The following is a 26,160-nucleotide window of genomic DNA, read 5'->3' as shown; positions in this document are numbered from 1 at the left end:
TGAAGAAGTTTTAGTTATGTCTAAGCGCAGTAAATTTCCCCCTCTCCATCTGACGACTACCAAAATTGAGCGCAAAAAAGTCGCTTGAATGATAATTTGCCTAAATTTTAAGCAATTTAGGATATTTTGATAATTAAGTCTTATATAAGACATGAATTCCGAATTACAATAGACTAATTAAGGGACACGCCCTGCTAAGTCTTACTGTTGATAACTCTTACCCAATAGGAAATACGATGCTAGAAGCCTACAACGCTCAAGTTGCCGAACGCGCAGCTCTTGGAATTCCAGCCCTCCCCCTGACTAAAGATCAAACTGCAGAGTTAGTGGGTTTGCTCAAAAATCCTCCAAAGGGAAAAGAAGCGGAATTGGTTGAGCTGATTACTCATCGCGTACCTGCTGGAGTGGATGAAGCAGCCAAAGTGAAGGCAGAGTTTTTGGATCTGATTGCCAAGGGGACGGAGAAGTCTCCCTTGATTTCTCGAATTAAGGCAACTGAACTCTTGGGTACCATGCTGGGTGGTTACAACATTAAACCTCTGGTTGAATTGTTGTCAGATGCTGAGTGTGCAGCAACCGCAGCAGAGGCATTGAAAAAGACCTTATTGATGTTTGACTACTTCCATGATGTTCAGGAATTAGCAGAAAAAGGCAATGCACAAGCTAAGGCAGTCATGCAAAGCTGGGCTGATGCTGAATGGTTTACAAGCCGCCCTGCTGTTCCAGAAAGCATGAAGCTCACTGTATTTAAAGTTACCGGCGAAACCAATACCGATGACCTGTCCCCTGCGCCTGACGCATGGAGCCGCCCAGATATTCCATTGCATGCAACCATCATGTTGAAGAACCCACGTCCAGGTATTGATCCAGACGAGGTTGGTGTGCGTGGCCCAATGAAACAAATTGAAGCTCTCCAAAAAAAGGGCAATCAAATTGCCTACGTTGGAGATGTAGTTGGTACAGGATCCTCACGTAAATCCGCAACGAATTCTGTGTTGTGGTGGACTGGTCAAGATATCCCCTTCGTACCAAACAAGCGTTTTGGTGGTGTTTGCTTAGGTGCCAAGATTGCCCCGATCTTCTTTAATACGATGGAAGATGCTGGTGCATTGCCAATTGAGATTAATGTTTCCAATATGGATATGGGCGACGAAATTGAATTACGTCCATACGAGGGCAAGGCCTTTAAAAATGGAAAAGAAATTGCTTCTTTCTCATTGAAGTCACCAGTCATCTTGGATGAAGTTCGTGCTGGTGGCCGCATTCCTTTGATCGTCGGCCGTGGTCTTACCGCCAAAGCACGCGCAGCACTTGGCTTACCAGCCTCTACAGAATTCCGTGTTCCCGTTAGCCCGCCCGATAACAAGAAGGGTTTCACCTTGGCGCAGAAGATGGTCGGTCGCGCTTGTGGCTTGCCAGAAGGTCAAGGAGTACGTCCAGGTACTTATTGTGAGCCCCACATGACTACCGTAGGTTCGCAAGACACCACTGGTCCAATGACCCGCGATGAATTAAAAGACCTTGCTTGCTTGGGCTTCTCTGCTGATTTAGTCATGCAATCGTTCTGCCACACCTCTGCCTATCCAAAACCAGTAGATATTCGTACTCACCATGAATTGCCAGCGTTTATGACCAATCGTGGTGGCGTTTCATTACGCCCTGGTGATGGTGTGATTCATAGCTGGCTAAATCGTCTACTCATGCCAGATACCTGTGGAACTGGCGGCGATAGCCATACTCGCTTTCCTATCGGGATCTCCTTTCCTGCTGGCTCTGGCTTAGTTGCTTTTGCTGCCGCTACTGGCGTAATGCCATTGGATATGCCTGAGTCTGTATTAATACGCTTCAAAGGTAAGATGCAACCCGGCATTACTTTGCGCGATATGGTCAACGCAATTCCTTTATATGCGATCAAAAAAGGTTTATTAACGGTTGAGAAGCAAGGTAAGAAAAATATTTTCTCTGGCCGTATTTTAGAAATTGAAGGTTTACCTGACCTCAAGGTTGAGCAAGCATTTGAATTATCAGATGCCTCGGCCGAGCGTTCTGCTGGCGGTTGCGCAGTTCAATTAAGCAAAGAGCCAATCATTGAATACATGCGCTCCAACATTACTTTAATGAAGTGGATGATCGCCAATGGCTACGAAGATAAGCGTACTTTAGGTCGTCGCATTAAAGCAATGGAAGCTTGGATCGCTAAGCCTGAACTCCTTAAGGCCGATGCTAATGCAGACTATGCTGAGATTATCGAAATCGATATGAGCGATATTAAAGAGCCGATCTTGGCTTGCCCTAACGACCCGGATGACGTGAAGTTCTTATCCGAAGTGTCGGGCGAGAAAATCGATGAGGTATTTATCGGTTCATGCATGACTAACATTGGTCACTTTCGCGCAGCAGGTCAAGTTCTTCAAGGCAAAAGAGATATGCCTACACGTCTTTGGATTGCACCACCAACTAAGATGGATCAAATGATTCTGACTGAGGAAGGCTATTACGGTATTCTGGGCGCTACTGGTGCTCGCATGGAAACGCCGGGCTGTTCACTCTGCATGGGTAATCAGGCGCAGATCTGCAAAGGCTCAACTGCAGTTTCTACCTCGACACGTAATTTCCCGAATCGCTTAGGTATTGATACACGTGTCTACTTAGCCTCTGCCGAGCTTTCAGCCGTTGCTGCACTCTTAGGTCGCCTGCCAACTCCGCAAGAATATTTTGAGCAAGTGGAGTCATTGAATGCTAAGGCTGGCGAAGTCTATAAGTACATGAACTTTGACAAGATCAAATCATTTAGCGACGTTGCTGACACAGTAACAATTTAAGTCAAATCAGCCCTAAATCTGTGGGCAACAAAAAAGGCGATCAGTTGATCGCCTTTTTTCTCATCCAACTTTCCTTAGATGGATAGCTTATTTTCTTGATGCGCATTTTCACGATTCAAACCAGACACCCAGGTATTGGTCGGTAAGCCCGTTTTTTCCATAATGAGCTTGGCGCGCTTAGAGACCTCTTTCCACTCGACATCGAGTTGTGGACCTATAAAGGCAATTGCAACAACATTACAATCATGCGATTCCGGAAATAACAGAACTCGGTTATCAAATGCTTCACAGATATTATTGAGATTAATATCAAAACTCTTGTGGCGAGAGAATAAGTTCACTGTTAATACGCCGGTTGATCTCAGGATATCGGAACAGCCTTTGTAAAAATCTAAGGAGCTCGCAGACGGGCCATCACAAATCGCATCATAGAGATCAACTTGAATTGCATCAAAGTGATTGCGATATTTGGCGTTCTGTACAAAGGCTTTTGCATCAGTCTGTAGGGTCTCTAAACGCCGATCATCATCTGGCGTGAAAAACATACTTCTAGCAGAAACAATCACAGCGGGATTGAGTTCAACAACAGTGGTTTTGACCGCAGGACAATAGCAATGCGTAAACTTAGTGAGAGCACCAGTGCCAAGGCCAAGCTGAGCGATACGCATGCCCGGTTTAGTTTCTAGAAAGAGCAGCCAAGCCATCATCTGCTGGTTATATTCCAGATAAATCTCATCTGGATCGCGGATGCGCATAGCACCTTGAATCAACTCACTACCAAAATGCAAATAACGGATGCCGCCACTCTCGGAAAATGTTACTGGCTCCATAGCCATAGACATATCTGACATTGAATTATTTAGCCCAAACTCTCGCATTGCGGAACAAACGCATCCAAGGGCTTGCCCCATCTGGCGCATCCAACCATTCTTTTGGAGCCCAACTCATCTGTACGGTCCTGAACACTCGCTCAGGGTGCGGCATCATGACGGTGAATCGACCATCCGGAGTAGTCACTCCTGTCAAGCCACCAGGCGAACCATTTGGGTTCATTGGGTAGATTTCAGTTGGACTACCTTGATGATCTACAAATCGTAGTGCCGCCAATCCTTGTTTCTGCAAGGCCTCTAAGCTCCCCTGCTGGCTAAAGTTAGCAAAGCCTTCACCGTGCGCAATAGCAATCGGTAACTGACTACCTGTCATGCCTTGCGTAAAGATCGAAGGTGAAGCCATTACCTCAGCCATGACCAAGCGAGCTTCATACTGCTCAGACTGGTTGCGCGTAAATTTAGGCCAAGCTTCTGCACCTGGAATAATTCCGGCTAGATTACTCATCATTTGACAGCCGTTACAAACACCCAGCGCAAAGCTATCCTGGCGGCTAAAGAATGTAGAAAACTGATCGCGCAGTTGACTGTTAAATAGAATGGTCTTGGCCCAGCCTTCACCAGCCCCTAATACGTCTCCGTAACTGAATCCGCCACAGGCGACCAGACCACGGAAATCATCCAACTTGGATTTACCAGAAAGTAAATCTGACATGTGCACGTCATAGCTATCAAAACCTGCCCAGTTCATGGCGTATGCCATCTCCACATGGGAGTTGACGCCCTGCTCCCGCAAGATAGCAACTTTAGGTCGAGCATTCTGATTGATGAATGGTGCAGCAACATCATCCGCAATATCAAAAGTCAGCTTGGGAGACATTCCTGCATCAGCAACATGATCTAGTAGCGAAAACTCGCTATCAGCGCACTCTGGGTTATCACGTAAGCGGGCAATTTGATAGCTGGTGTTAGCCCACATCTTTTGAAGTACCTCACGAGGCTCTGCAAAAATATTCTTAGCATCGCGCCAAATTTCAATACGGCCGTTGGTATTGGGCTGCGCAATCACATGGCTGTAAGCGCTGAGATTTAATTTGCGTAGAACCGCAAACACCGCATCACGATCCGCTTTACGTATCTGAATTACTGCACCAAGCTCTTCGTTAAATAAGGCGCGCATGGTCTGCTCGTGACGAAGTCCAGATACTTGTTGTGCCCAGTTCTTAGCGTCACCCCAATCAGCCTCTTGCCCAACATCTACAGCAATCATGTCGACATTGATGGAAATGCCGGTATGGGATGCGAAAGCCATCTCTGCGATACAGGTAAATAAACCTCCATCAGAGCGATCGTGATATGCCAACAATTGATTACCTTTACGCAACTCGATGATTGCGGCGGCTAAAGCCTTGAGATCTTCTGGGTGATCTACATTGGGAGTCGATTTACCAGATTGATTGAGCACTTGAGCCAGGATACTTCCAGCCATGCGATTTTTACCGCGGCCCAAATCAATCAGAATTAATTCAGTTTCTAAGGATGCGTCAGACTCATCTTGCAGTTTTAGCAAAGGCGTTGTTGTTTTGCGAACGTCTTGAACCGCTGCAAAAGCAGAGATGATGAGTGAAACTGGAGAAACGACTCTTTTAGCTTGATCACCCTCTTGCCATGCTGTTGCCATGGATAAGGAATCTTTACCAACTGGGATAGAAATTCCTAACGCTGGACATAAATCCATACCAATTGCTTGAACTGAGTCATATAACTTTGCATCCTCACCAGGTGATCCACAGGCGGCCATCCAGTTAGCAGAGAGCTTAACGTCCTCTAATCGGCGAATGTCTGCAGCCAATAAATTGGTGATGGCTTCACCTACAGCCATTTTGGCGGCAGCTGGTGCATCAATCACGGCCAATGGAGTACGCTCACCCATAGACATTGCTTCACCGTGATAGCCCTTGTAATCCATCAAGGTAACAGCACAATCAGACACAGGTACTTGCCAAGGACCTACAAAAGGGTCGCGCGCGTTGAGGCCACCGACGGTACGGTCACCGATAGTGATTAAGAAGGATTTGCTGGCAACGGTAGGTTGCTGTAGGACCCAAGCGATGCATTGCGCAAGATCAGCATCAGTAACATCTAACTCTTCAAATTCTTGAGCAACGCGCTTTACATCACGATGCATCCGTGGAGGCTTCCCAAGCAAGACTTCCATTGGCATGTCGATTGGCATGGCAGCATCACTACCAGCAACTTCTTTGCTATCACTTAACTGAAGTTGACGTTCTATTGTCGCTTCACCGACTACAGCAAATGGACAACGCTCCCGCTCACATAGAGACTTAAAAAGCTCTAAGTCTTTAGCCTCAATTGCTAGGACATAACGCTCTTGAGATTCATTGCACCAAATTTCTGCAGGGCTCATGCCGCTTTCTTCTAACGGCACTTTACGTAATTGAAATTGCGCACCTAAACCAGCGCCATCAGCAAGCTCTGGGAATGCATTGGATACACCTCCAGCGCCAACATCATGAATTGAAACAATCGGGTTGTGCGTACCCATAGCAATGCAAGAATTAATCACCTCTTGCGCGCGACGTTCCATTTCTGGATTACCGCGCTGGACTGAGTCGAAATCCAAATCAGCAGTGTTAGTACCGGTTGCAACAGAACTGCCTGTTGCGCCCCCCATACCAATACGCATACCGGGACCACCCAATTGAATAAATAAGTGACCCGCTTTAATTTGTTTCTTTGCAGTGTGGATCGAATCAATACTACCAATACCGCCCGCGATCATGATGGGCTTGTGATAACCGCGACGAACACCCTCTAAGGTTTGTTCAAATACGCGGAAATAACCACCCAAAATAGGTCGACCGAATTCATTATTAAATGCAGCGCCGCCCAAAGGGCCATCAATCATGATTTGGAGCGGCGTAGCAATGCGCTCAGGCTTGCCGTATTTCTCGGTCTCCCATGGTAAATCAGTGCCGGGGATATTGAGGTTTGATACAGTGAAGCCAGTGAGGCCCGCCTTAGGGCGCCCACCTACACCAGTTGCCCCCTCATCTCGAATCTCACCACCAGCACCAGTTGATGCACCTTGAAATGGTGCAATTGCTGTGGGATGATTATGGGTCTCCACCTTCATTAAGGTGTGCACTAGTCGCGTGTCTTTTTCGTAGCGACGATCTTGACCTTTGGCTGACCAAGTTTCCGATTCGGCCCCGGCCATCACAGCTGAGTTGTCTGAGTAGGCAACGATGGTACCTTCAGGCTGAAGTTGATGCGTATTACGGATCATCGCAAATAAAGATTTATCCTGATCATCACCATCAATCGTCCAGCTGGAATTAAATATCTTGTGACGACAATGCTCACTGTTCGCCTGAGCAAACATAATCAATTCAACATCACTGGGATTGCGCTCTAAGCGTATAAAGTTCTCAACCAGATAAAGCACTTCATCTTCAGACAGAGCAAGACCAAGGTCTTGATTCGCTTTATCCAATGCATACCTACCCTCGGTAAGAACGGGGATGCGTACAAAAGGTTTGTCGGGAAGAGATTGATACAAAGCGCTTGCTTCATTGACATCGCTAATCACAACTTCCGTCATCCGATCATGAAGAGCAGCCAATACCTGTTGCTCTTGCTGCGCGTTGAGTGATTTTTTACTTTGCCATGCATATTGAATACCACGCTCAATACGTAAAATTTGAAGACCACACTGACGAGCAATATCCGTAGCTTTACTAGCCCATGGAGAAACTGTGCCGAAACGAGGAATCGAAATCGCGGATTGTTTTTCAGCAGACTTAGTGAATAAAGAGCCGCCATCCTTTATTTTCGATACGAAAGGCTGACCGTAAGTCAGCAAACTTTCGAGAACCTCTTTGTCATTGATCTTGAGTTCAGACTCAGACCAAATGAAATGGAGGAATTGGGCCTCAATGGACTCCAGTTGAATTCCTTGAGCAGCGAGCGAAGCTAAAAGTCGCTGTTGGCGGAAGGCAGAAAGGGCATTAGCCCCGGGCAAGCAACAGAATGATGACATGCCAAGATTATAAGGTTTTGATTAAGCCAATCGTCCGCCATGCAGGCTCAATTGGCGCCCACACCGAGCAGCTAAGGCCGGATCATGGGTCACCAAAACTAGTGTCGAAGAATTCTCCCGATTTAGCTCAAAAAGGAGCTCAATCACTCTATTACCGCTGGCCTCATCTAGACTGCCGGTGGGTTCATCAGCAAACAGAATGGCTGGCTTATTAATAAAGGCTCGAGCTAGCGCTACACGCTGCTGCTCGCCACCGGAAAGGGTTTTGGGGAAATGATTGGCCCTAGGAGTTAAACCGACCTTTTCAAGCCAATCCAGGGCGGACAGCCTTGCTTCAGCCTGAGGATTCCCAGCGATCTCAAGAGGGAGCATCACATTCTCCAAGGCGGTCAGGTGAGGCAAGAGCTGAAATGATTGAAAAACAAAGCCAACTAACTGACCACGTAAACGGGCCCTGCCGTCCTCATCGAGCAAGTTGAGGTTTTGCCCCATAAGGTCGATTTGCCCCGCGCTTGGCAGGTCTAGTCCAGCCAGCAGACTTAATAAAGTACTTTTTCCAGATCCCGATGCCCCCACAATGGCCACGCTTTCGCCTTGCTCGATCTGAAAGCTCAGGTCGTGCAAAATACTCAGGTTGCCATCAGCCGCATTAACCAGCTTGCTTACCCGATCGGCAACAATGGAATTAGACTGTTTGTTCATGTAAAAAAGTTTTCAAGAATGGGAAAATGCAGACTCAGCTTTTAATCGCCAATAAATTCATTACGGGTCTATTTTGCCTCTTAATGAGCATTTGTTCTTGGGCTCAAGTAAAGCCCGTGATTCTGGTATTGGGTGATAGTCTATCGGCGGAATATGGTCTACCGCGTGGCACTGGCTGGGTGACGCTGCTGGAGGCGGAGCTTGGAAAGGATAAAAGTCCTTGGAGCGTATTTAATGCCAGCATTAGCGGTGAGACCAGCTCAGGTGGATTAACCCGCCTCCCCGCCCTCTTGGGTCAGAAAAAACCGGGGATTGTCCTAATCGAGTTAGGCGCTAACGATGCTTTACGCGGCTTACCTGTCAATCAAACTGAGGCTAATCTACGACAGATGATTCAGATGAGTAAAAAATCAGGGGCCAAGGTTTTACTCTGTGGCATTCAGATCCCCTCAAACTATGGCCAAACTTATACCAAGCAATTTAAACAACTTTATCCACAGATAGCGAATCAAGAACAAGTTGAGTTGCTAACTTTCTTTTTAGAGGGCGTTGCCACTAAACCAGAGTTATTTCAAGCGGATCGACTGCACCCCAATGTAGAGGCGCAAAGCATTATCTTTAAAAACGTATGGGGCTCAATGGCCCCATACAGTAACTTGCTAAAAAAACTACCCTAGCTTAACTGCCTGCACTACTTGTACTTGCTTGCTTTAGTGGGTTAATTACCTTAACGCCAGCACTATTGCGCCAGTAAGCCATAAAGCCTGCAAACTCTGACTGCGCAGCCAATGCTTGGATCTGTTGTGCTTGTGCCTTTTGAACCTTAGCATCTATCGTTGACGGTTGACGTACCTGATCAACACGATAAATCGTACTACCAACACCTGGGTTAGTGACTGAAACTAAGGCTGGTAATGCACTTGGATTCACGGACATGATTTCATCCATGGATGAACCCACTAAGCTGCCTGGCTTGTTGCGTGAAATCCAGATAGCGCTACTGAAGCCAGCAATATTTTTGGGATCCTTTTCAAGGGCGGCTAATTTCTCACTAGCAGCAGCAACAGCAAGCTTTTCCGCAGCACGTTGACTTACCTGACGCCTCACTTCTGCCGCAACATCTTGATAAGGCAGAACTTGGGCTGGGTGTAAGGTCAATACTCGAGCAGATACAAACACACCGGGTGCTATTTGCACAGCCTCGGTATTACGCTTATTTTTTAGAGCTTCATCACCATAAAGTGACTGAACTACTTTGGTATTGGCTAAGGGATGATCTCTAGACACGCCAGCTGCGCCACTACGAGTGACACCCTTCTGAGTTTGAATGCTGAGTTTCAACTTGTCAGCGGCAGGCTTCAAGCTATCCGACTGGTCATAAGTGATATTGGCAAACTGATCTGCTTTGTCATTGAAGACCTTGGAATCCTCTTTCGGATCTGCTCTCAGCACGATGTACTCAACATCAATATATTCAGGACGTTCAAACAACTTGGCATTGGCCTCATAAAAAGCCTGCAATTCTTCAGCGCTTGGATTTACTTTGGCTAAATAATCTTTAGCGTTGAACTGCAAAGTCTGAACTTGCCTTTCAGTTTCATATAAAGATAAAACAATCTCAGATAATTTTGGGCTAGCCAACTCTGTTCGGGCAACTGAATTTACTAGTTGTTGAATTTTTAAATCAAAACTTTGGCCAGCATAAAACTGCTCTTCATTCATGCCGTTGCTAGCGAGCAGCTGCTTAAAGCGCACATCATCAAAAGTACCGTCTTGACGATATAAAGCACGAATCTGTGGAATCTTTTGCAAGCTGTTGACCAGCTCTTGTTTGCCTACTTGCAGACGGAGGTCACTTATCGCAAAACCAAGAATACGTTGTTGCAATAACTCGTTTAGGATCGCTTGACGGAAAGGTAGACTTTGAGCAATCTGTAGATTACCGCCAACACGCTCAGCTTGACGTTTTGCAGCAGTATCAACTTCTTGCGCAGTTATAGGCTTGCCGTTGACCTTCACAATGTCAGTTTCTTTATCCATAAATTCGGAATAACTTGAGATACCGAATAAGGCAAAAGAAGGCACTATGAACAACATCAAAACAAACTGCAGAATTCTTTGGTGTTTACGTACTGAATCAAACATGAATTAATCGCTCGAAAATGAGAATAATACGAGTGTACTAGGCGGAAGGTCTAGAAGGAACTAGAGAGCCTATCGGAAGGAAAAAAATGCAAATGGGAAACTGGTGGGCGCTGACGGGATCGAACCGCCGACATTCTGCGTGTAAGGCAGACGCTCTACCATCTGAGCTAAGCGCCCCAAATTAATACAGACAAGATTGTAACCTAGTGTAGGAATAAAAGAGGGATTCTTCAACAAAGTGGGCCGTAACAAACCGCCCAGTCTGACTCAAAATCCCTCAAACATCTAGTTACATCAATGCTTCAAGACCTCTCCAGAAGAAATCTTTTCATTGGCTTTGCTAGCTTCAGCAGCCTTTTTAGCAAGCTCTTCTGGTGTTGGGTCAGACAAAGCAACTGGTTTTCGCTCTAAAGCCAACTCCAAAACTTTGTCAATCCATCGTACCGGTACGATTTCAATGGCATTCTTGACGTTATCAGGGATATCAATTAAATCTTTGATGTTTTCCTCTGGAATCAATGCCAACTTGATGCCACCACGATGCGCTGCCAATAGCTTCTCTTTTAAACCACCAATCGGAAGCACCTCACCACGCAAGGTAATCTCACCTGTCATTGCCACATCTGAACGAATGGGAATTCCAGTAAATACCGATACCAAGGCAGTTGTGATGGCGATACCAGCCGACGGACCATCTTTCGGAGTTGCACCATCAGGAAAGTGAATATGAATATCCTTCTTCTCAAATGCTTCATCAGTGATGCCAAGCGCTCTTGCTCGTGAGCGAACCACAGTCTTTGCCGCTTCGACAGACTCCTTCATGACATCGCCAATAGAGCCTGTACGAGTAATGACACCTTTACCAGGCATCACCGCCGCTTCAATGGTGAGTAGATCGCCACCGACTTCGGTCCAAGCCAGGCCGGTGACTTGGCCAACCTGATTCTCTTTTGCTGCAAGACCAAAGTCATACATCTTCACAGAGAGGAACTTCTCTAAGTTATCGGCATTTACAGTAACTGGAGCGGCTTCTTTTTTCAGGAGAAGCAACTTCACCACTTTGCGGCAAATTTTGCTGATTTCTCGCTCCAAGGAACGAACACCCGCTTCACGAGTGTAATAACGAATCATGCTACGCACAGCAGATTCATCGATCTTCAACTCATCTTTCTTCAGACCATTATTTTTAATCTGTTTAGGAATTAAGTAATTTGTAGCAATACTGGTCTTCTCATCTTCCGTATAACCAGCAAGACGAATAATTTCCAAGCGATCTAATAGTGGGCCGGGAATGTTTAATGAGTTCGATGTAGCAACAAACATCACATCCGAGAGATCAAAATCAACTTCAACATAGTGATCTTGGAATGTATGATTCTGCTCCGGATCCAATACCTCTAGTAAAGCACTTGCGGGATCTCCGCGGAAATCCATACCCATCTTGTCGACTTCATCCAAGAGGAATAAAGGGTTGCGCACACCCACTTTAGTCAAGCTAGATAGAATCTTGCCTGGCATGGAGCCAATATAGGTACGACGATGTCCTCGAATTTCAGATTCATCACGTACGCCACCTAAAGCCATACGTACAAACTTACGGTTTGTAGCGCGGGCAATGGACTGTCCTAGAGAGGTTTTACCAACGCCTGGGGGGCCCACCAAGCAGAGAATTGGCGCCTTGACACGATCAACCCGTTGTTGAACCGCGAGATATTCCAAAATACGTTCTTTAACTTTATCAAGACCGTAGTGATCTTCGTCTAATACTTTTTCAGCATTCGTCAAATCATTATTGATCTTGGTTTTCTTTTTCCATGGGAGCGTCACCAAGGTATCAATGAAGTTGCGAATCACCGTTGCTTCAGCAGACATTGGTGACATCAGCTTTAACTTCTTCAGTTCAGACTCAGCTTTCTTCAATGCTTCCTTAGGCATGCGAGCAGATTTAATGCGCTTCTCGAGCTCCTCGAGATCAGCACCCTCTTCACCCTCACCCAATTCTTTTTGAATCGCTTTAACCTGTTCGTTCAAGTAGTACTCGCGTTGGCTCTTTTCCATCTGACGCTTTACACGTCCACGAATACGCTTCTCAACTTGCAAGATATCGATCTCACTCTCAAGATCAGCTAGAAGACTTTCAAGTCGTTGCACTACGTCAGCCATCTCCAGTAAACGTTGCTTTTGCTCAAGCTTGACTGGCAGATGCGCACAAATGGTATCGGCCAAACGGCTTGGATCATCAATGCCACCTAATGAGGAAAGAATTTCTTGAGGTACTTTCTTGTTTAGCTTCACGTACTGATCAAACTGAGCCATGATGGCGCGACGTAATGCTTCAGTTTCGTGAGCATCTAATGAGGACATTGCCGTTGGAGTAGCTTCGCAAGAGAAGTAGCCTTGACTATCCTCCACTTGGCTGACTTCAGCGCGTTGAACGCCCTCTACTAATACTTTGACAGTACCGTCAGGTAATTTAAGCATCTGCAAAATATTGGCAATGCAGCCGACGTCGTAGAGGTCCTCTACGCTGGGCTCATCTTTCGCAGCAGTCTTTTGCGCGACTAAAAGCACATTCTTGCCCGTTTCCATGGCAGCTTCTAGCGCTTTAATGGATTTTGGGCGCCCCACAAACAATGGAATCACCATGTGAGGAAACACCACCACATCCCTTAATGGGAGCAGTGGTAATTGAATAGGTTCAGAGGGTAGTAATAAGTGGCCAGGCATAGGGCAATTCCTCCAAAATAGTCGTTCCGTACAAATTTCTAACAATGCCGTACCACTAGATACGGACACTATTAGAGAACAGGATACTACCTATGTGGGTGCCGCTTAGTGAAAAACAAGGGGGAAATATGCGAAAAGTGAGCGGAAAACTACTAAAAACAGCAAAAAGTAGCAAAAATTAGGCTTTTTTGCTCAATTCTGTAGATTCTTCACCTTGCTTGTAGACCAAAATGGGCTTGCCACCCTCGGCAATGGTGCTCTCATCAATGACTACCTTTTGAACATTCTTTAAGGATGGCAGGTCATACATCACATCCATGAGGGACCCTTCAAGAATAGAACGAAGCCCACGAGCACCAGTCTTACGAGCAATGGCTTTCAAGGCGATGGCTGAGAGTGCTGCTGGACGAACGTCAAGCTCAGAGCCTTCCATTGTCAATAGAGCTTGGTATTGCTTAACTAAGGCATTCTTAGGCTCAGTCAAAATCTGGATCAAGGCTGCTTCATCTAATTGCGCCAAGGTGGCTACAACGGGCAAACGACCAATCAATTCAGGAATCAGACCGAACTTAATGAGATCTTCGGGCTCCACTTCGATCAAGAGATCGCTGATACCGCGATCATCCTTACCTGGAACCGTAGCATTAAATCCGATACCGGTCTTCGCAGTACGTTGCTGAATGACCTTCTCAAGGCCGTCAAATGCACCGCCACAGATAAATAAGATATTTGTGGTGTCGACTTGTAAGAAATCTTGGTTTGGATGCTTGCGTCCACCTTGTGGCGGCACAGAAGCCATGGTGCCCTCCACCAACTTTAACAAGGCTTGTTGAACGCCCTCACCGGATACGTCACGAGTGATCGATGGATTATCTGATTTACGAGAGATCTTATCAATCTCATCGATATACACAATGCCACGCTGCGCTTTTTCTACGTTGTAGTCGCAGGCCTGTAACAACTTTTGAATAATATTTTCTACGTCTTCACCTACATAACCTGCTTCGGTTAAGGTGGTTGCATCAGCCATCACAAACGGCACATCCAACATTCGTGCCAAGGTCTGAGCTAATAATGTTTTGCCAGAGCCCGTTGGGCCGATTAATAAAATATTGCTCTTAGCTAATTCGACACCATCAACCATCGCTTTAGCAGGAAGCTTAGATTCTTTTTTATCAGAAGTCTCTACAGGCTTACCGTCTTTATCCAGCTTCTCTTTTTTTGGCTTTGGTAAATACTGTAAGCGTTTGTAGTGGTTATAAACCGCTACTGCCAAAGTCTTCTTGGCATGATCTTGTCCAATCACATACTGATCTAAATTCTCACGAATCTGATGGGGTGTTGGCAATGAATCATCGCCCTCAAGCTTAGGCAGCTTTGATAATTCCTCTTGAATAATGTCAGTACAGAGGTCAATACACTCATCGCAAATAAATACCGATGGCCCAGCAATCAGCTTTTTAACTTCGTGCTGACTCTTGCCGCAAAACGAGCAATACAGAACTTTGTCTGCGCTAGTAGTAGTGTTGATATCGCTCAAAATAACTATCTAAAAAAAGGAATTCGAATTAAGGGCGCTTATCGATGACTTTATCGATCAAGCCATACTCTTGAGCCTGGTCTGCAGACATAAAGTTATCTCGGTCAGTATCTTTAGCAATTGTTTCAATTGTTTGACCTGTACGATCAGACAAAATCTTATTCAAACGCTCACGCAGATATAAGATTTCACGAGCTTGAATCTCAATATCTGAAGCTTGGCCACGTGCACCGCCCAATGGCTGATGAATCATGACGCGTGAATTCGGCAAGGCGTAGCGCTTACCCCTCTCGCCGGCACATAATAAGAATGCTCCCATACTGGCAGCCATACCCATGCACAAAGTGCTCACGTGTGGCTTGATGAATTGCATCGTGTCATAGATTGCCAGACCAGCTGATACAGAACCGCCTGGAGAGTTGATGTACAGAGAAATTTCTTTATCTGGATTCTCACTCTCGAGAAATAGTAACTGCGCAATCACTAGGTTGGCGGTTTGATCATTTACTTCGCCAACTAAGAAAACAACGCGCTCTCTGAGTAAGCGGGAGTAAATGTCATAGGCTCTCTCACCTCGACCAGAGGTTTCAATCACCATTGGAACTAAACCCAAACTTTTGGGCTCTAAATTCTCAGACTGGATATGATTCTGGTTCATGTGATCAGACCTTTATTAATTAATGACTTAGTTAAGCTTGCTGAGTTCTTCGAAAGTAACTACTTTGTCAATCACTTTAGCCTGCGAAGTGAAAAACTTCATGACGTTATCTTCAAGAACCAAATTCTCGACATCTTTAAGGCGGTTGGGATTGCTGTAGAACCAACGAACAACTTCTTTCGGATCCTCGTAGGTAGCAGCTTGCTCATCAATCTCCGCTTTAATTTGATCTGCAGTAGCAGCTAAATTTTGCTGCTTGACCAAGTCACTCAAAATGAGACCAAGGCGAACACGCTTCACGGCTTGCTCAGCAAACATCTCGACCGGAATTGGCGCATCTTTCGCATTTGGAATGCCACGTTGTATCAAGTCTTGACGTGCAGATTCCGCTAAACGCTCTTGCTCTTGAGCAACCATGGACTTGGGTACATCTAGTTCGCAAATGCTGTTGAGCTTCTCCATCACTTCGCCTTTTAACAAAGAAGTAATACGACGCTTGGTTTCGCGGTCTAAATTTTCTTTGACTTCTGCACGCATCTTCGCAACGCCACCCTCGGTAACACCTAAGGACAATGCAAACGCATCATCAATTACTGGCATATGCGCCCAATTCACTGACTTGACGGTGATCGTGAAATCAGCAGTTTTACCAGCAACATCTTTACCGTGGTAATCCGCTGGGAAGCTTAATGGGAAAGTCTTGCTATCACCTGCTTTGAGACCTAAAGTAGCAGCTTCAAATTCTGGCAACATGCGGCCTTCGCCGAGTACGTATTCAAAGTTTTCTGCTTTGCCGCCTGCAAATTCGACGCCATCGATCTTGCCAACGAAGTCAATAACCACTTGGTCGCCAGCTTGCGCAGCTGTATTTACACCGCCATCACCATGATCACCGGCATCGCCACGTGGGTGGTAATGTACTTGTTGCTTGCGTAAAACATCAAGTGCACGATCAATCTCTGCATCGGAGATATCCGTTGCGTACTTAGTGACTTCTGCTGTGCTGAAATCGCCAATCTTCACTTCTGGCAAGACCTCAAAGTAAGCATCAAATACGATTTTGTCTGCGTCTAATTCAGATTTAGGATCGAGGCGTGGCTGACCAGCTAGTTGAATTTTTTCTTTTTGAGCTAACTCATAGAACAGTTCAGAGGCTTTATCGAACTGGAGTTCGAAATCGACTTGCATGCCGTATTGCTTTTCAACCATGGTCTTAGGCACTTTTCCTGGACGGAAGCCTGGGGCTTTCATGGTTTTACCCAATTTAGCCAAACGGTCTTCTCTTGCCTTAGCCAAATCGGCACGAGCGAACTCTAAGGTCACTTTGCGGTCTAACTGACCTAAATTTTCTATCTGCACAGCCATTCTCATCTCTTAATTGAAAATCGGATTATGTGAAGCCCAAGCCAAGTAGCTATCTTGTGGTGCGAGGAGGGGGACTCGAACCCCCACACCATTGCTGGCGTCAGGACCTAAACCTGGTGCGTCTACCAATTTCGCCATCCTCGCGCGAATTCCGCAAACACTACCGAGCTGAAGCTTCACTCTAAAGACCACAATTCTACAATGCTTAGCGGTTTTGGAGGATATTTAGACCTTGTAGAGCAAAGCTACGGCATGGACTGCAATGCCCTCGCCTCTTCCAAGGTGCCCAAGGGATTCATTGGTTTTCGCTTTGAGATTGACATGGCTGGGTGTAACCAGCAAATCTGCTGCGATATTACGGATCATTTCCGGCAAGAAAGTGGCTAATTTAGGTTTTTGGCAAATAATCGTTGCATCCACATTTCCCACATGAAATCCAGCTGCCTGGATCTTTTGCAAGGCTGCCCTGAGCAAAATGCGGCTATCCATATCCTTAAACTGCGGATCTGTATCCGGAAATAGCTGGCCAATGTCATTCAATCCTGCAGCACCAAGTAAGGCATCCGTTAAAGCGTGCAACAAGGCATCTGCATCCGAATGTCCCAGTAAGCCCTTTTCGCTAGGGACATGTACCCCACCGAGGATGAGCTTACGGCCCTCGACTAAGGCATGGACGTCGTATCCTTGGCCGATTCGAAATTGAGGGATGTGAGGTGTGATTGAGGTCATTGGCTTGTGGCTATTTTCTTGGCAATGAGTTACCAGTGGTTTGCAAGATGGTTTGCATCAAATCCCAATCTGCTGGGTGGGTTACTTTGAAGTTACTAGTCGCACCTTCAATTAATAGAGGATCTGTGCCTGCAAGTTCCATGGCGCTGGCCTCATCTGTAATATCCGCCTCCAAGCGAATCCCCCCTTCAATAGCATCGTGTAGCTGCTTTAATCTAAACATCTGAGGTGTTTGGGCCTGCCATAAATGATCTCTTGATATTGTCTTTATAGCTCGGCTGGGATTACCAGCAATCGCGGAGTTAGCGTCCGCCATCTTGAGGGTATCTGCTAGCGGCATTGCCAATAAGCCACCCTCACCTTTTTGACTTACAGCAAGAATGAGTTTTTGAATGAGTTGAGGCGTGATTCCTGGTCTAGCAGCATCGTGCACCAGGACCCAGTCGCTCTCAGGAATGCCTGCTTTAAGCATCTCCGCTAGGGTATTGCGAACAGTTTCTTGGCGCGTTGGTCCACCACTTGGAGTGAACCGGATCGCTGGAGCTTTACTGGAAAGCGTACCTAGGATGGGGTTATCTATAAAACCAGGGCTTACACCCACCCAAATGGAGGATATCTCCGGAGTATTAATAAAAGCGTCTAGAGCGTAGGCTAGCATCGGCTTTCCAGCCAGCTCCTGAAACTGCTTTGGTAAAACTCCACCAAGCCGAGATCCAGTGCCTGCGGTAGGCAACAGGGCATGGCATTGAGGCAAAGACAGTGAAGATTGATTTCCAGCGGGCATACCTGATTCTATAATGAGCGCAGATGTCTGATGCATTAAAACTAGCACCCCCCATACCTGCACCGCGGGCTGGGCAGCGCTTTACCTTTTCAGGCTTAGTTGGCTCGTCAGATGCAGCGCTCATCGCCCAATCTGCTCTTCGCTATCGCTCAGAGTTCTCGGTCATGGTCATTTTCTGCGCTCAAGCACAGGAGGCGCAGCGCCTTTTGGAAGAAATCCCGGCTTTTGCACCACAACTCAAAACACGCCTGCTGCCTGACTGGGAAATCTTGCCTTATGACCATTTCTCGCCACACCAGGATTTAGTTTCAGAACGCTTGGCGACTCTTTATGAATTGCTCAACGGCAGTTGCGATATCGTTCTAGTCCCAATTACAACAGCACTACAAAGACTGGGGCCACCGAACTTTCTATCTGGCCACACCTTCTTCTTTAGGCAGGGTGACAAGCTCAACGAAGTCGCGCTGAGACTGCAGCTTCAGCAGGCAGGTTACGATCCCGTAAGTTCAGTCATGCGCCCGGGTGAATACAGCATTCGTGGTGGCCTGATTGATTTATTTCCAATGGGCTCTAGCTTGCCTTATCGCCTCGATCTTTTTGGCGATGAAATTGAGCAGATTAGAGCTTTTGATCCTGATACTCAACGCAGTCTCTATCCAGTAAAAGAAGTTCGCCTGTTACCAGGTCATGAATTTCCATTTGATGACGCTTCACGCACGGCATTTCGGGGGCGCTGGCGCGAAGTATTTGAAGGTGATCCAACGCGATGCTCAATTTATAAAGATGCCAATCTAGGAATTCCTAGTGCAGGCATTGAGTCTTATCTACCCCTCTTCTTTGAAGAGTCATCGACAGTCTTTGATTACTTTCCCCGTTCAGGCAATCCCGTTTGGGCTGTGAGCATCGGCGATATTGAGGAATCTATAAAGGGTTTTTGGAAAGATACACTTTCTCGATATGAATTCTTAAAACATGATCTTGATCGACCGATTCTTCCGCCGGCTGAATTATTTCTAGATGTAGATCAATTTTTTACAGCAGCTAAGCCATACGCGCGCTTGGCATTAAATAAAGAAGCTGATAAAGAAAGTAAAGAGACCCCACAATTTTTAGCCGTTCCTGATCTATCTGTTCATCGACGAGACAGCGACCCCATCAATCGACTGCGCACTGTAGTTTCTCAAGAAAAAGCACGTGTACTCATTTGCAGCGATAGCAATGGCCGTAAAGAATCCATTCGTCAACTCTTTGAAGAGAGTAATTCAGTAGCAAGTCAGCATGGCAAACCACTTTATCTACTTAAGCCAGAAAGTTTTGAAGGCGTCTCTGACTTTATTAAGGGTGATGCTTTATTTGGTCTGGTAACAGCACAACTGTTTAATGGTTTCACTTGGCCCGCTGAAAACTTGATTATCGTAACGGAGGCAGAGCTGTTTACAGCCACTGCTCGTCAAAGACGCAAGGGTAAGGAGAGTGAGAGTGCTGATCCAGACATGCTCTTTAAAGATTTATCTGAGCTCAAAATCGGTGATCCGGTTGTGCACTCTGATCATGGGATCGGTCGTTATCAAGGTTTGGTGCTTCTAAATTTAGCGCCGCCTAAAGAAGAGCCTATCTTTGAAGAGTTCTTGCACTTGGTATACGCCAAAGATGCCACTCTATACGTACCAGTACAACAACTGCAAATGGTGACCCGTTATGCAGGCTCTGATCCTGATTCAGCACCATTGCATCAGCTAGGCTCGGGTCAGTGGGATAAGGCAAGACGTAAGGCCGCTCAACAAATACGTGATACCGCAGCCGAACTTTTAAATCTGTATGCCGCTAGAGCTATTCGTAAGGGTCATGCTTTTGAATTCTCAGCTCATGATTACGCTGCGTTTGCAGAGAGCTTTGGCTTTGAAGAAACACCTGATCAGGCTAATGCCATTGCTGCAGTCATTGGGGATATGACCAGTGGTACGCCTATGGATAGACTGGTATGCGGTGATGTGGGCTTTGGTAAAACAGAGGTTGCCCTACGAGCTAGCTTTGTTGCTGTCATGGGTGGCAAGCAAGTAGCCATCTTAGCGCCAACCACCTTACTTGCTGAACAACATGTCGCAACCTGGAAAGATCGCTTTGCCGATTGGCCAGTGCGCATCGTTGAGCTCTCCCGTTTCAGAACCACCAAAGAAATTAATACTGCGCTAGAAGCGATTAGTAAAGGTGAGGCTGACATCATCATTGGCACTCATAAGTTGCTATCTAAAGAAACACAGTTCGCTAATTTAGGTTTAGTGATTGTGGATGAGGAGCATCGTTTTGGTGTACGTCAAAAAGATGCCCTTAAGGCATTACGTGCTGAAGTCGATATCTTGACCTTAACTGCTACCCCTATCCCACGAACTCTTGGCATGGCTATGGAAGGTTTGCGGGAGTTTTCAGTCATCGCAACTGCGCCACAGAAGCGCTTAGCCATCAAAACCTTTGTTCGACGAGAAGGTGACGGCGTTATCCGTGAAGCAGTTCTTCGAGAAATTAAGCGCGGTGGACAGGTCTACTTCCTGCATAACGAAGTGGAAACGATTCAAAATCGTAAGCATGCATTACAAGAACTGATTCCAGAGGCGCGCATCAGCGTAGCACACGGTCAAATGCACGAACGTGAGTTGGAGTCAGTAATGCGTGATTTTGTGACCCAGCGTACCAATATCTTGTTATGCACCACCATTATTGAAACTGGTATTGACGTTCCGACTGCTAACACCATCATCATGCATCGTGCTGATAAGTTTGGCTTGGCGCAGTTGCATCAATTACGTGGACGTGTTGGGCGATCGCATCATCAGGCTTATGCCTATCTACTAGTGCCAGATCCTGAGGCTCTCAGTAAGCAAGCGCAATTACGTTTAAATGCGATTCAAGCGATGGAAGAACTTGGCTCTGGCTTTTATTTAGCAATGCACGATTTAGAAATTCGTGGTGCCGGTGAAGTCCTAGGAGATAAGCAGTCTGGTGAGATTCATGAAATTGGATTTCAGCTCTATACCGAAATGCTCAATCGTGCGGTGAAATCTCTGCGTAGCGGTAAAGAACCGGATCTCCTATCACCACTTCAAGCGACAACCGATGTTAATCTAGGTGTGCCAGCTCTCTTTCCAAATGATTACTGCCCGGATGTCCACGAGCGACTATCGATGTACAAGCGCTTTGCCGGCACAAACGACTTCTCTGAGCTGATGGGATTACGCGAGGAACTAGTAGATCGCTATGGTGACTTACCTGACCAGGCCAAATCCCTTTATGAAACCCATCGCTTACGTCTGGAGATGGTTGGCTTTGGTATTAAAAAGATTGACGCCAGCCCACTATCCATTCAGATTCAGTTCATCCCCAATCCACCAATTGACCCGATGAAGATTATTCAACTGATTCAATCATCAAAATATATACAACTGAATGGTCAAGATAAATTAAAAATTCTCCCCCAAAAAGAGAAGGATTTTGAGAAACTAGAGCAACGCCTCGACCAAATTCGGAAGATTCTAAGAAGCCTAAATGCATCTGCCATGCTCAATACCACTCAAGCTAATTAATCATTGATTGCTTACAACTCATGTCTAATCACCTCACGCTTGTTGCCCTTGCTACCACTTCAATCCCTGCAGAATTAAACACTGCACTCATTGAGCATGCAAAGGTCTTAGGTATTGCAATTACCATGGATGGCAAAGAGTACTCTCACTCGAAATACTTCACTGCCCGTTGGACTTGCTCACAAGCCTTAATGCCTGAAGCCAGGGTTGCCATGCGCGACACTGCTGCAGCACACGACACCGATTTAGCCTTTATTTCATCGGGATTTAAGCCAGATGAAGTGAAAGTCCTGGCCATGGATATGGACTCTACCCTGATCAATATTGAGTGTATTGATGAGATTGCAGACTTTACTGGCAAGAAATTAGCTGTTTCAGAAATCACTGAAGCCACCATGCGTGGTGAGATTAAAGACTTTAAAGATAGTTTACGTAGACGCGTTGCTCTTTTAGCCGGTGTTTCTGCTGATGTACTTGATTCGGTATACAAAGAACGTTTACGCACTAACCCTGGCGCCGCTGAATTACTTGCTGGAGCAAATACTAGAGGGTTGCATACGCTTCTCGTTTCCGGTGGCTTTACCTTCTTCACTGCAAAGCTTCAGCAAGAGTTAGGTTTCAAGCAAACTCAAGCCAATACCTTAGAAATTATTGATGGCAAACTAACAGGCAAGGTCATCGGCGATATCGTTGATGGCGCTGCCAAGAATGCCTATTTAGAACAAGCATGCACCCTAATGAACTGCCATAAAGAGAACTCCATCACCATGGGCGATGGATCTAATGATCTACCAATGATGCATGGCTCAGGCATCAGTATTGCCTATAGAGCAAAACCGATTGTTAAAGAAAAAGCCGACGCGGCTTTCGACCGAGTCGGCTTGGATGCTGCCTTACTGCTGATTGCCTAAATCCCTTGGAATTAGACTTATTCAGTAGCTGTTTCTTACTTAAAGGCGCTCAAAAATAGTTGCGATACCTTGTCCACCACCAATACACATGGTGACCAAAGCATATTTACCTTGAACCCGATGTAATTCATGGATGGCTTTAGTGGCAATCGCAGCACCAGAGCAACCAATTGGGTGACCCAATGCAATCGCTCCACCATTCACGTTGGTCTTGGCTGGATCTAAGCCCAAACCTTTAGTCACTGCCAATGCCTGCGCAGCAAATGCTTCGTTAGATTCAATCACATCAATTTGATCCAATTTCAGTCCGGCACGCTCTAAAGCAATCTTGGTTGCAGGGATTGGACCCTCGCCCATAATGTGATTCGGTACGCCAGCAATAGCGTAAGAAACTAAACGAGCGATTGGCTTGTGACCAGCCTTCTTCGCGGCTTCCGCTTCCGCCAAGACAAAGAATGCTGCGCCATCATTAATGCCTGATGCATTACCCGCAGTAACGCTACCACCCTCTTTCTTGAAGACTGCTTTCATCTTCCCTAAAGTTTCCATCGTGGTATCTGGCTTGCAATGTTCATCCGTATCAAACACCACATCGCCCTTGCGAGTTTTGATGGTGATTGGAACGATTTGAGATTTGAAGCGACCTTCTTTAATGGCATGTGCTGCACGGCGATGGGACTCTACTGCGAGAGCATCTTGCTCTTCACGGGTGAGCTTCCACTTTTCAACCAGGTTTTCAGCTGTAACGCCCATATGACCGACGCCAAATGGATCAGTCAAAACAGATACCATCAAATCGATCATTTTGGTATCACCCATGCGCGCACCACTTCGCAATGCTGGTGAGCCATACATGCCACGTGACATCACTTCAACGCCACCACCAACACCGTAATCACAGTCACCCAACATAATGGCTTGGGCTGTGGTCACAATCGCTTGTAAGCCAGAGCTGCACAAACGATTCAAGGCCATCGCCACAGATTCCATTGGGAGACCGGCTTGGATAGAGGCTACGCGAGCAACATAAGCGTAACGGTTGTCAGTAGGAATCGTGTTGCCTACAGTGATGTAATTAATTAATGCTGGATCCACCCCAGAGCGCGCAACGGCCTCCTTCATCACAATGCCGCCAAGCTCACTTGGCTCAAGGCTGCTGAGCGAACCATTAAAGGCGCCAATTGCAGAACGTACAGCACTTAAAACGACGACATCACGACTCATAACATTCCCCTTTACGATACCTAATTAAGCAAAATAACTGACCCGTTAAGGGCCAAATCACTAGTTTTATTCTAATAGTCAAGTTTCGGCTATTAGGTCATGCCCTTGGGAGCCAATCACCGTTACCTTGATGATTTCACCTGCGCGATAGCGTTTGGATGGCTTACTTGGAGGCAATACCCTCACCAAGCCGTCGATTTCAGGGGCATCACCAATAGTTCGGCCCACTGCACCTGATTCATCCACCCGATCAATGATGACCTGAATGCGCTTGCCTATTTTTTTAGCAAGTCGCTTGATGGAGATTTCCTCAGCTTTAGCCATAAAGCGAGCACGACGCTCTTCGCGCAATTCATTCGCAACTGGATAGTCTAGGGCATTGGCAGTCGCTCCATCAACCGGCGAATAGGCAAAACAACCCGCACGATCAATTTGAGCCTCATCAAGGAAATTCAATAGATGCAAAAACTCTTCCTCAGTTTCACCAGGAAAACCCGCGATAAAGGTACTGCGAATGACCAAATCAGGACAAGCAGCTCGCCATGCCTGAATGCGCTCTAAATTCTTTTCACCACTAGCTGGACGTTTCATCCTTTTCAGAACATCTGGATGCGAGTGTTGCAACGGAATATCTAGATAAGGAAGTACGCCAAAACCGTGATCAGCAAACTCAGCCATTAAAGGCAGGACATCATCGACATGCGGGTATGGATAGACATAATGTAGACGCACCCAAGCTTGATGTTCTCTCGCAATTTGGTTTAAGGCATTTACTAAATCAAACATTCGCGTCTTAACGGGCTTGCCATCCCAAAAACCAGTGCGATATTGAATATCAACGCCATAGGCACTTGTATCTTGCGAGACAACTAGTAACTCTTTGACACCTGACTCAAATAGTTTTTTTGCCTCAAGCAAGACTTCACCAATCGGACGTGAAACTAGATCGCCACGCATGCTTGGGATAATGCAGAAAGTGCAGCGATGATTGCAACCCTCGGATATCTTTAAGTACGCATAATGTTTTGGTGTGAGCTTGACGCCAATTGGTGGCAGCAAATCTGTAAAAGGATCATGCGGCTTTGGGAGATGTAAATGAATGGCTTGCATCACCTCTTGGGTGGCATGTGGCCCAGTCACAGCAAGGACCTTGGGGTGGATGCTCTGAATGAGATCGCTACCGTCTGCATTCTTGCGGGCACCTAAGCAACCCGTCACAATTACCCTGCCATTCTCAGATAAGGCTTCACCAATCGCTGCCAGACTCTCCTCTACCGCGGAATCAATAAAGCCACAGGTATTTACTACCACCAGATCAGCGCCAGAATAATCTTTTGCGGTCTCATAACCTTCAGCGCTGAGTTGCGTGAGGATGAGTTCGGAATCAACTAGTGCCTTAGGGCAACCTAAGGAAACAAAACCAACTTTACCTGCCACAATTATTCTTTTTCAGTCTTATTGGTTTGCCCAGAAAACGGGAAGCTACTAAACATGTTCGGAGAATTTTGCATCTGCTCTTGCATCTTCACGAACAAATCTTTACTTTGTTCCATATAGCTACCCATCAGACCTTGCATCATAGGGTTTTGCAGATTCATCAGTTTAGCCCAAGCCTCAGGTGTGCTGCCTGCGCCTAAGCCCTCAGTTTGATCGCCTAACTTATTATGAATATCAACAAAAGATTGCATGGTCTTTTCAAGATAACTGCCCATCAAACCTTGCATGGAGTTTCCGTAGAAGCGAATGATTTGAGAAAGCATTTGAGTTGAAAAAACTGGGGCTCCACCAGCCTCTTCTTCCAGAATAATCTGCAGCAAGATATTGCGAGTTAAATCATCTTCAGTTTTTGCATCTACAACGCTAAAAGCATCTCCGGCCATCACTAAATTTTTAATATCAGCCAGCGTGACATAGGCGCTGGTTTGGGTATCGTATAAACGACGATTGGGATACTTCTTGATTAAGCGGCTATCGCCGGCTTTTTTAGAACGTGTGGCCATGTAGTTTTTTCCTAACTCTTGTACTGCAATGCAACATCGGCATAGTTTATCTCTAGTTTGAGCTAAAGGTAAATATGCCGATGAA

General features: G+C 46.2%; 17 protein-coding genes and 2 tRNA genes. 4 read left to right on the top strand and 15 right to left on the bottom strand.

The window, feature by feature from the left end:
- Positions 1-236: 236 nt before the first annotated feature.
- Positions 237-2,822 carry a bifunctional aconitate hydratase 2/2-methylisocitrate dehydratase gene (locus ICN26_RS07280; protein ID WP_216267821.1) on the top strand — a complete coding sequence of 862 codons (2,586 nt, stop codon included), beginning with the start codon at positions 237-239 and terminating at the stop codon, positions 2,820-2,822.
- Positions 2,823-2,896: 74 nt separating this feature from the next.
- Here ICN26_RS07280 and ICN26_RS07275 read toward each other — a convergent pair whose 3' ends face one another.
- Genes ICN26_RS07275 through ICN26_RS07265 form a run of 3 tightly spaced genes read right to left on the bottom strand, consistent with a single transcriptional unit; the run spans position 2,897 to position 8,414 of the window.
- Positions 2,897-3,652, bottom strand: a complete 756-nt coding sequence (locus tag ICN26_RS07275) for a spermine/spermidine synthase domain-containing protein (protein ID WP_216267820.1) — start codon at positions 3,650-3,652, stop codon at positions 2,897-2,899.
- Between the two features lie 25 nt (positions 3,653-3,677).
- Positions 3,678-7,712 (bottom strand): phosphoribosylformylglycinamidine synthase, encoded by a 4,035-nt coding sequence (purL, locus tag ICN26_RS07270; RefSeq protein ID WP_216267819.1) that lies wholly within the window; start codon positions 7,710-7,712, stop codon positions 3,678-3,680.
- A 21-nt stretch (positions 7,713-7,733) separates the two neighbouring features.
- Complete coding sequence (locus ICN26_RS07265; RefSeq protein ID WP_216267818.1) at positions 7,734-8,414, bottom strand: ABC transporter ATP-binding protein; 681 nt, start codon at positions 8,412-8,414, stop codon at positions 7,734-7,736.
- 26 nt (positions 8,415-8,440) lie between these two features.
- Between ICN26_RS07265 and ICN26_RS07260 the strand changes: the two genes are divergently transcribed.
- Entirely contained in the window at positions 8,441-9,091 is a 651-nt protein-coding gene (locus tag ICN26_RS07260; protein ID WP_216267817.1) for an arylesterase, read from the top strand.
- 1 nt (position 9,092) lies between these two features.
- Here the strand turns inward: ICN26_RS07260 and ICN26_RS07255 are convergent, their stop codons facing one another.
- The 9 genes from ICN26_RS07255 to ispD form a co-directional block, all read right to left on the bottom strand.
- Entirely contained in the window at positions 9,093-10,559 is a 1,467-nt protein-coding gene (locus ICN26_RS07255; RefSeq protein ID WP_216267816.1) for a peptidylprolyl isomerase, read from the bottom strand.
- 101 nt (positions 10,560-10,660) lie between these two features.
- Positions 10,661-10,736 (bottom strand) — tRNA-Val (locus ICN26_RS07250).
- A 117-nt stretch (positions 10,737-10,853) separates the two neighbouring features.
- Complete coding sequence (lon, locus tag ICN26_RS07245; RefSeq protein WP_216267815.1) at positions 10,854-13,286, bottom strand: endopeptidase La; 2,433 nt, start codon at positions 13,284-13,286, stop codon at positions 10,854-10,856.
- A gap of 178 nt (positions 13,287-13,464) precedes the next feature.
- On the bottom strand, positions 13,465-14,817 hold the full coding sequence (gene clpX, locus ICN26_RS07240) for an ATP-dependent Clp protease ATP-binding subunit ClpX (protein WP_439650738.1): 1,353 nt from the start codon (positions 14,815-14,817) through the stop codon (positions 13,465-13,467).
- 37 nt (positions 14,818-14,854) lie between these two features.
- Positions 14,855-15,484, bottom strand: coding sequence for an ATP-dependent Clp endopeptidase proteolytic subunit ClpP (clpP, locus tag ICN26_RS07235; protein WP_216267813.1), 630 nt, complete (start codon positions 15,482-15,484; stop codon positions 14,855-14,857).
- 27 nt (positions 15,485-15,511) lie between these two features.
- Positions 15,512-16,849: a trigger factor gene (gene tig, locus ICN26_RS07230; RefSeq protein ID WP_216267812.1), complete on the bottom strand. Its 1,338-nt coding sequence runs from the start codon at positions 16,847-16,849 to the stop codon at positions 15,512-15,514.
- A 57-nt stretch (positions 16,850-16,906) separates the two neighbouring features.
- Positions 16,907-16,993, bottom strand: a tRNA-Leu gene (locus ICN26_RS07225).
- Between the two features lie 81 nt (positions 16,994-17,074).
- Positions 17,075-17,578: a 2-C-methyl-D-erythritol 2,4-cyclodiphosphate synthase gene (gene ispF / locus ICN26_RS07220; RefSeq protein WP_216267811.1), complete on the bottom strand. Its 504-nt coding sequence runs from the start codon at positions 17,576-17,578 to the stop codon at positions 17,075-17,077.
- Positions 17,579-17,588: 10 nt separating this feature from the next.
- Positions 17,589-18,362, bottom strand: coding sequence for a 2-C-methyl-D-erythritol 4-phosphate cytidylyltransferase (gene ispD, locus ICN26_RS07215; protein ID WP_216267810.1), 774 nt, complete (start codon positions 18,360-18,362; stop codon positions 17,589-17,591).
- A 23-nt stretch (positions 18,363-18,385) separates the two neighbouring features.
- Between ispD and mfd the strand changes: the two genes are divergently transcribed.
- Together mfd and serB are read left to right on the top strand one after the other, a co-directional pair.
- Positions 18,386-21,940: a transcription-repair coupling factor gene (gene mfd, locus ICN26_RS07210; protein WP_216267809.1), complete on the top strand. Its 3,555-nt coding sequence runs from the start codon at positions 18,386-18,388 to the stop codon at positions 21,938-21,940.
- Positions 21,941-21,960: 20 nt separating this feature from the next.
- A complete protein-coding gene (serB, locus tag ICN26_RS07205) occupies positions 21,961-22,851 on the top strand; it encodes a phosphoserine phosphatase SerB (protein ID WP_216267808.1) in 891 nt (296 codons plus the stop codon).
- A 39-nt stretch (positions 22,852-22,890) separates the two neighbouring features.
- On the opposite strand, the gene ICN26_RS07200 is transcribed toward serB, so the two are convergent.
- The 3 genes from ICN26_RS07200 to phaR form a co-directional block, all read right to left on the bottom strand.
- On the bottom strand, positions 22,891-24,075 hold the full coding sequence (locus tag ICN26_RS07200) for an acetyl-CoA C-acyltransferase family protein (protein ID WP_216267807.1): 1,185 nt from the start codon (positions 24,073-24,075) through the stop codon (positions 22,891-22,893).
- Positions 24,076-24,153: 78 nt separating this feature from the next.
- Positions 24,154-25,512, bottom strand: coding sequence for a 30S ribosomal protein S12 methylthiotransferase RimO (gene rimO, locus ICN26_RS07195; RefSeq protein ID WP_216267806.1), 1,359 nt, complete (start codon positions 25,510-25,512; stop codon positions 24,154-24,156).
- 2 nt (positions 25,513-25,514) lie between these two features.
- On the bottom strand, positions 25,515-26,075 hold the full coding sequence (gene phaR / locus ICN26_RS07190; RefSeq protein WP_216267805.1) for a polyhydroxyalkanoate synthesis repressor PhaR: 561 nt from the start codon (positions 26,073-26,075) through the stop codon (positions 25,515-25,517).
- Positions 26,076-26,160: the final 85 nt, after the last annotated feature.

Origin of the sequence: Polynucleobacter hallstattensis (assembly GCF_018881835.1) — a bacterium.
Taxonomy (GTDB): Bacteria; Pseudomonadota; Gammaproteobacteria; order Burkholderiales; family Burkholderiaceae; genus Polynucleobacter; species Polynucleobacter hallstattensis.
Note: the sequence above shows the minus strand (reverse complement) of the source record. Positions and strands in the feature narration are given on the sequence as shown.

What these genes read in the sequence shown, in the direction of transcription:
- ICN26_RS07280 (WP_216267821.1), top strand. Translation starts at nt 237, where the DNA reads ATGCTAGAAGCCTACAACGCTCAAGTTGCCGAACGCGCAGCTCTTGGA.
- ICN26_RS07275 (WP_216267820.1), bottom strand. Translation starts at nt 3,652, where the DNA reads ATGGAGCCAGTAACATTTTCCGAGAGTGGCGGCATCCGTTATTTGCAT.
- purL (WP_216267819.1), bottom strand. Translation starts at nt 7,712, where the DNA reads ATGTCATCATTCTGTTGCTTGCCCGGGGCTAATGCCCTTTCTGCCTTC.
- ICN26_RS07265 (WP_216267818.1), bottom strand. Translation starts at nt 8,414, where the DNA reads ATGAACAAACAGTCTAATTCCATTGTTGCCGATCGGGTAAGCAAGCTG.
- ICN26_RS07260 (WP_216267817.1), top strand. Translation starts at nt 8,441, where the DNA reads ATGCAGACTCAGCTTTTAATCGCCAATAAATTCATTACGGGTCTATTT.
- ICN26_RS07255 (WP_216267816.1), bottom strand. Translation starts at nt 10,559, where the DNA reads ATGTTTGATTCAGTACGTAAACACCAAAGAATTCTGCAGTTTGTTTTG.
- lon (WP_216267815.1), bottom strand. Translation starts at nt 13,286, where the DNA reads ATGCCTGGCCACTTATTACTACCCTCTGAACCTATTCAATTACCACTG.
- clpP (WP_216267813.1), bottom strand. Translation starts at nt 15,484, where the DNA reads ATGAACCAGAATCATATCCAGTCTGAGAATTTAGAGCCCAAAAGTTTG.
- tig (WP_216267812.1), bottom strand. Translation starts at nt 16,849, where the DNA reads ATGGCTGTGCAGATAGAAAATTTAGGTCAGTTAGACCGCAAAGTGACC.
- ispF (WP_216267811.1), bottom strand. Translation starts at nt 17,578, where the DNA reads ATGACCTCAATCACACCTCACATCCCTCAATTTCGAATCGGCCAAGGA.
- ispD (WP_216267810.1), bottom strand. Translation starts at nt 18,362, where the DNA reads ATGCCCGCTGGAAATCAATCTTCACTGTCTTTGCCTCAATGCCATGCC.
- mfd (WP_216267809.1), top strand. Translation starts at nt 18,386, where the DNA reads ATGTCTGATGCATTAAAACTAGCACCCCCCATACCTGCACCGCGGGCT.
- serB (WP_216267808.1), top strand. Translation starts at nt 21,961, where the DNA reads ATGTCTAATCACCTCACGCTTGTTGCCCTTGCTACCACTTCAATCCCT.
- ICN26_RS07200 (WP_216267807.1), bottom strand. Translation starts at nt 24,075, where the DNA reads ATGAGTCGTGATGTCGTCGTTTTAAGTGCTGTACGTTCTGCAATTGGC.
- phaR (WP_216267805.1), bottom strand. Translation starts at nt 26,075, where the DNA reads ATGGCCACACGTTCTAAAAAAGCCGGCGATAGCCGCTTAATCAAGAAG.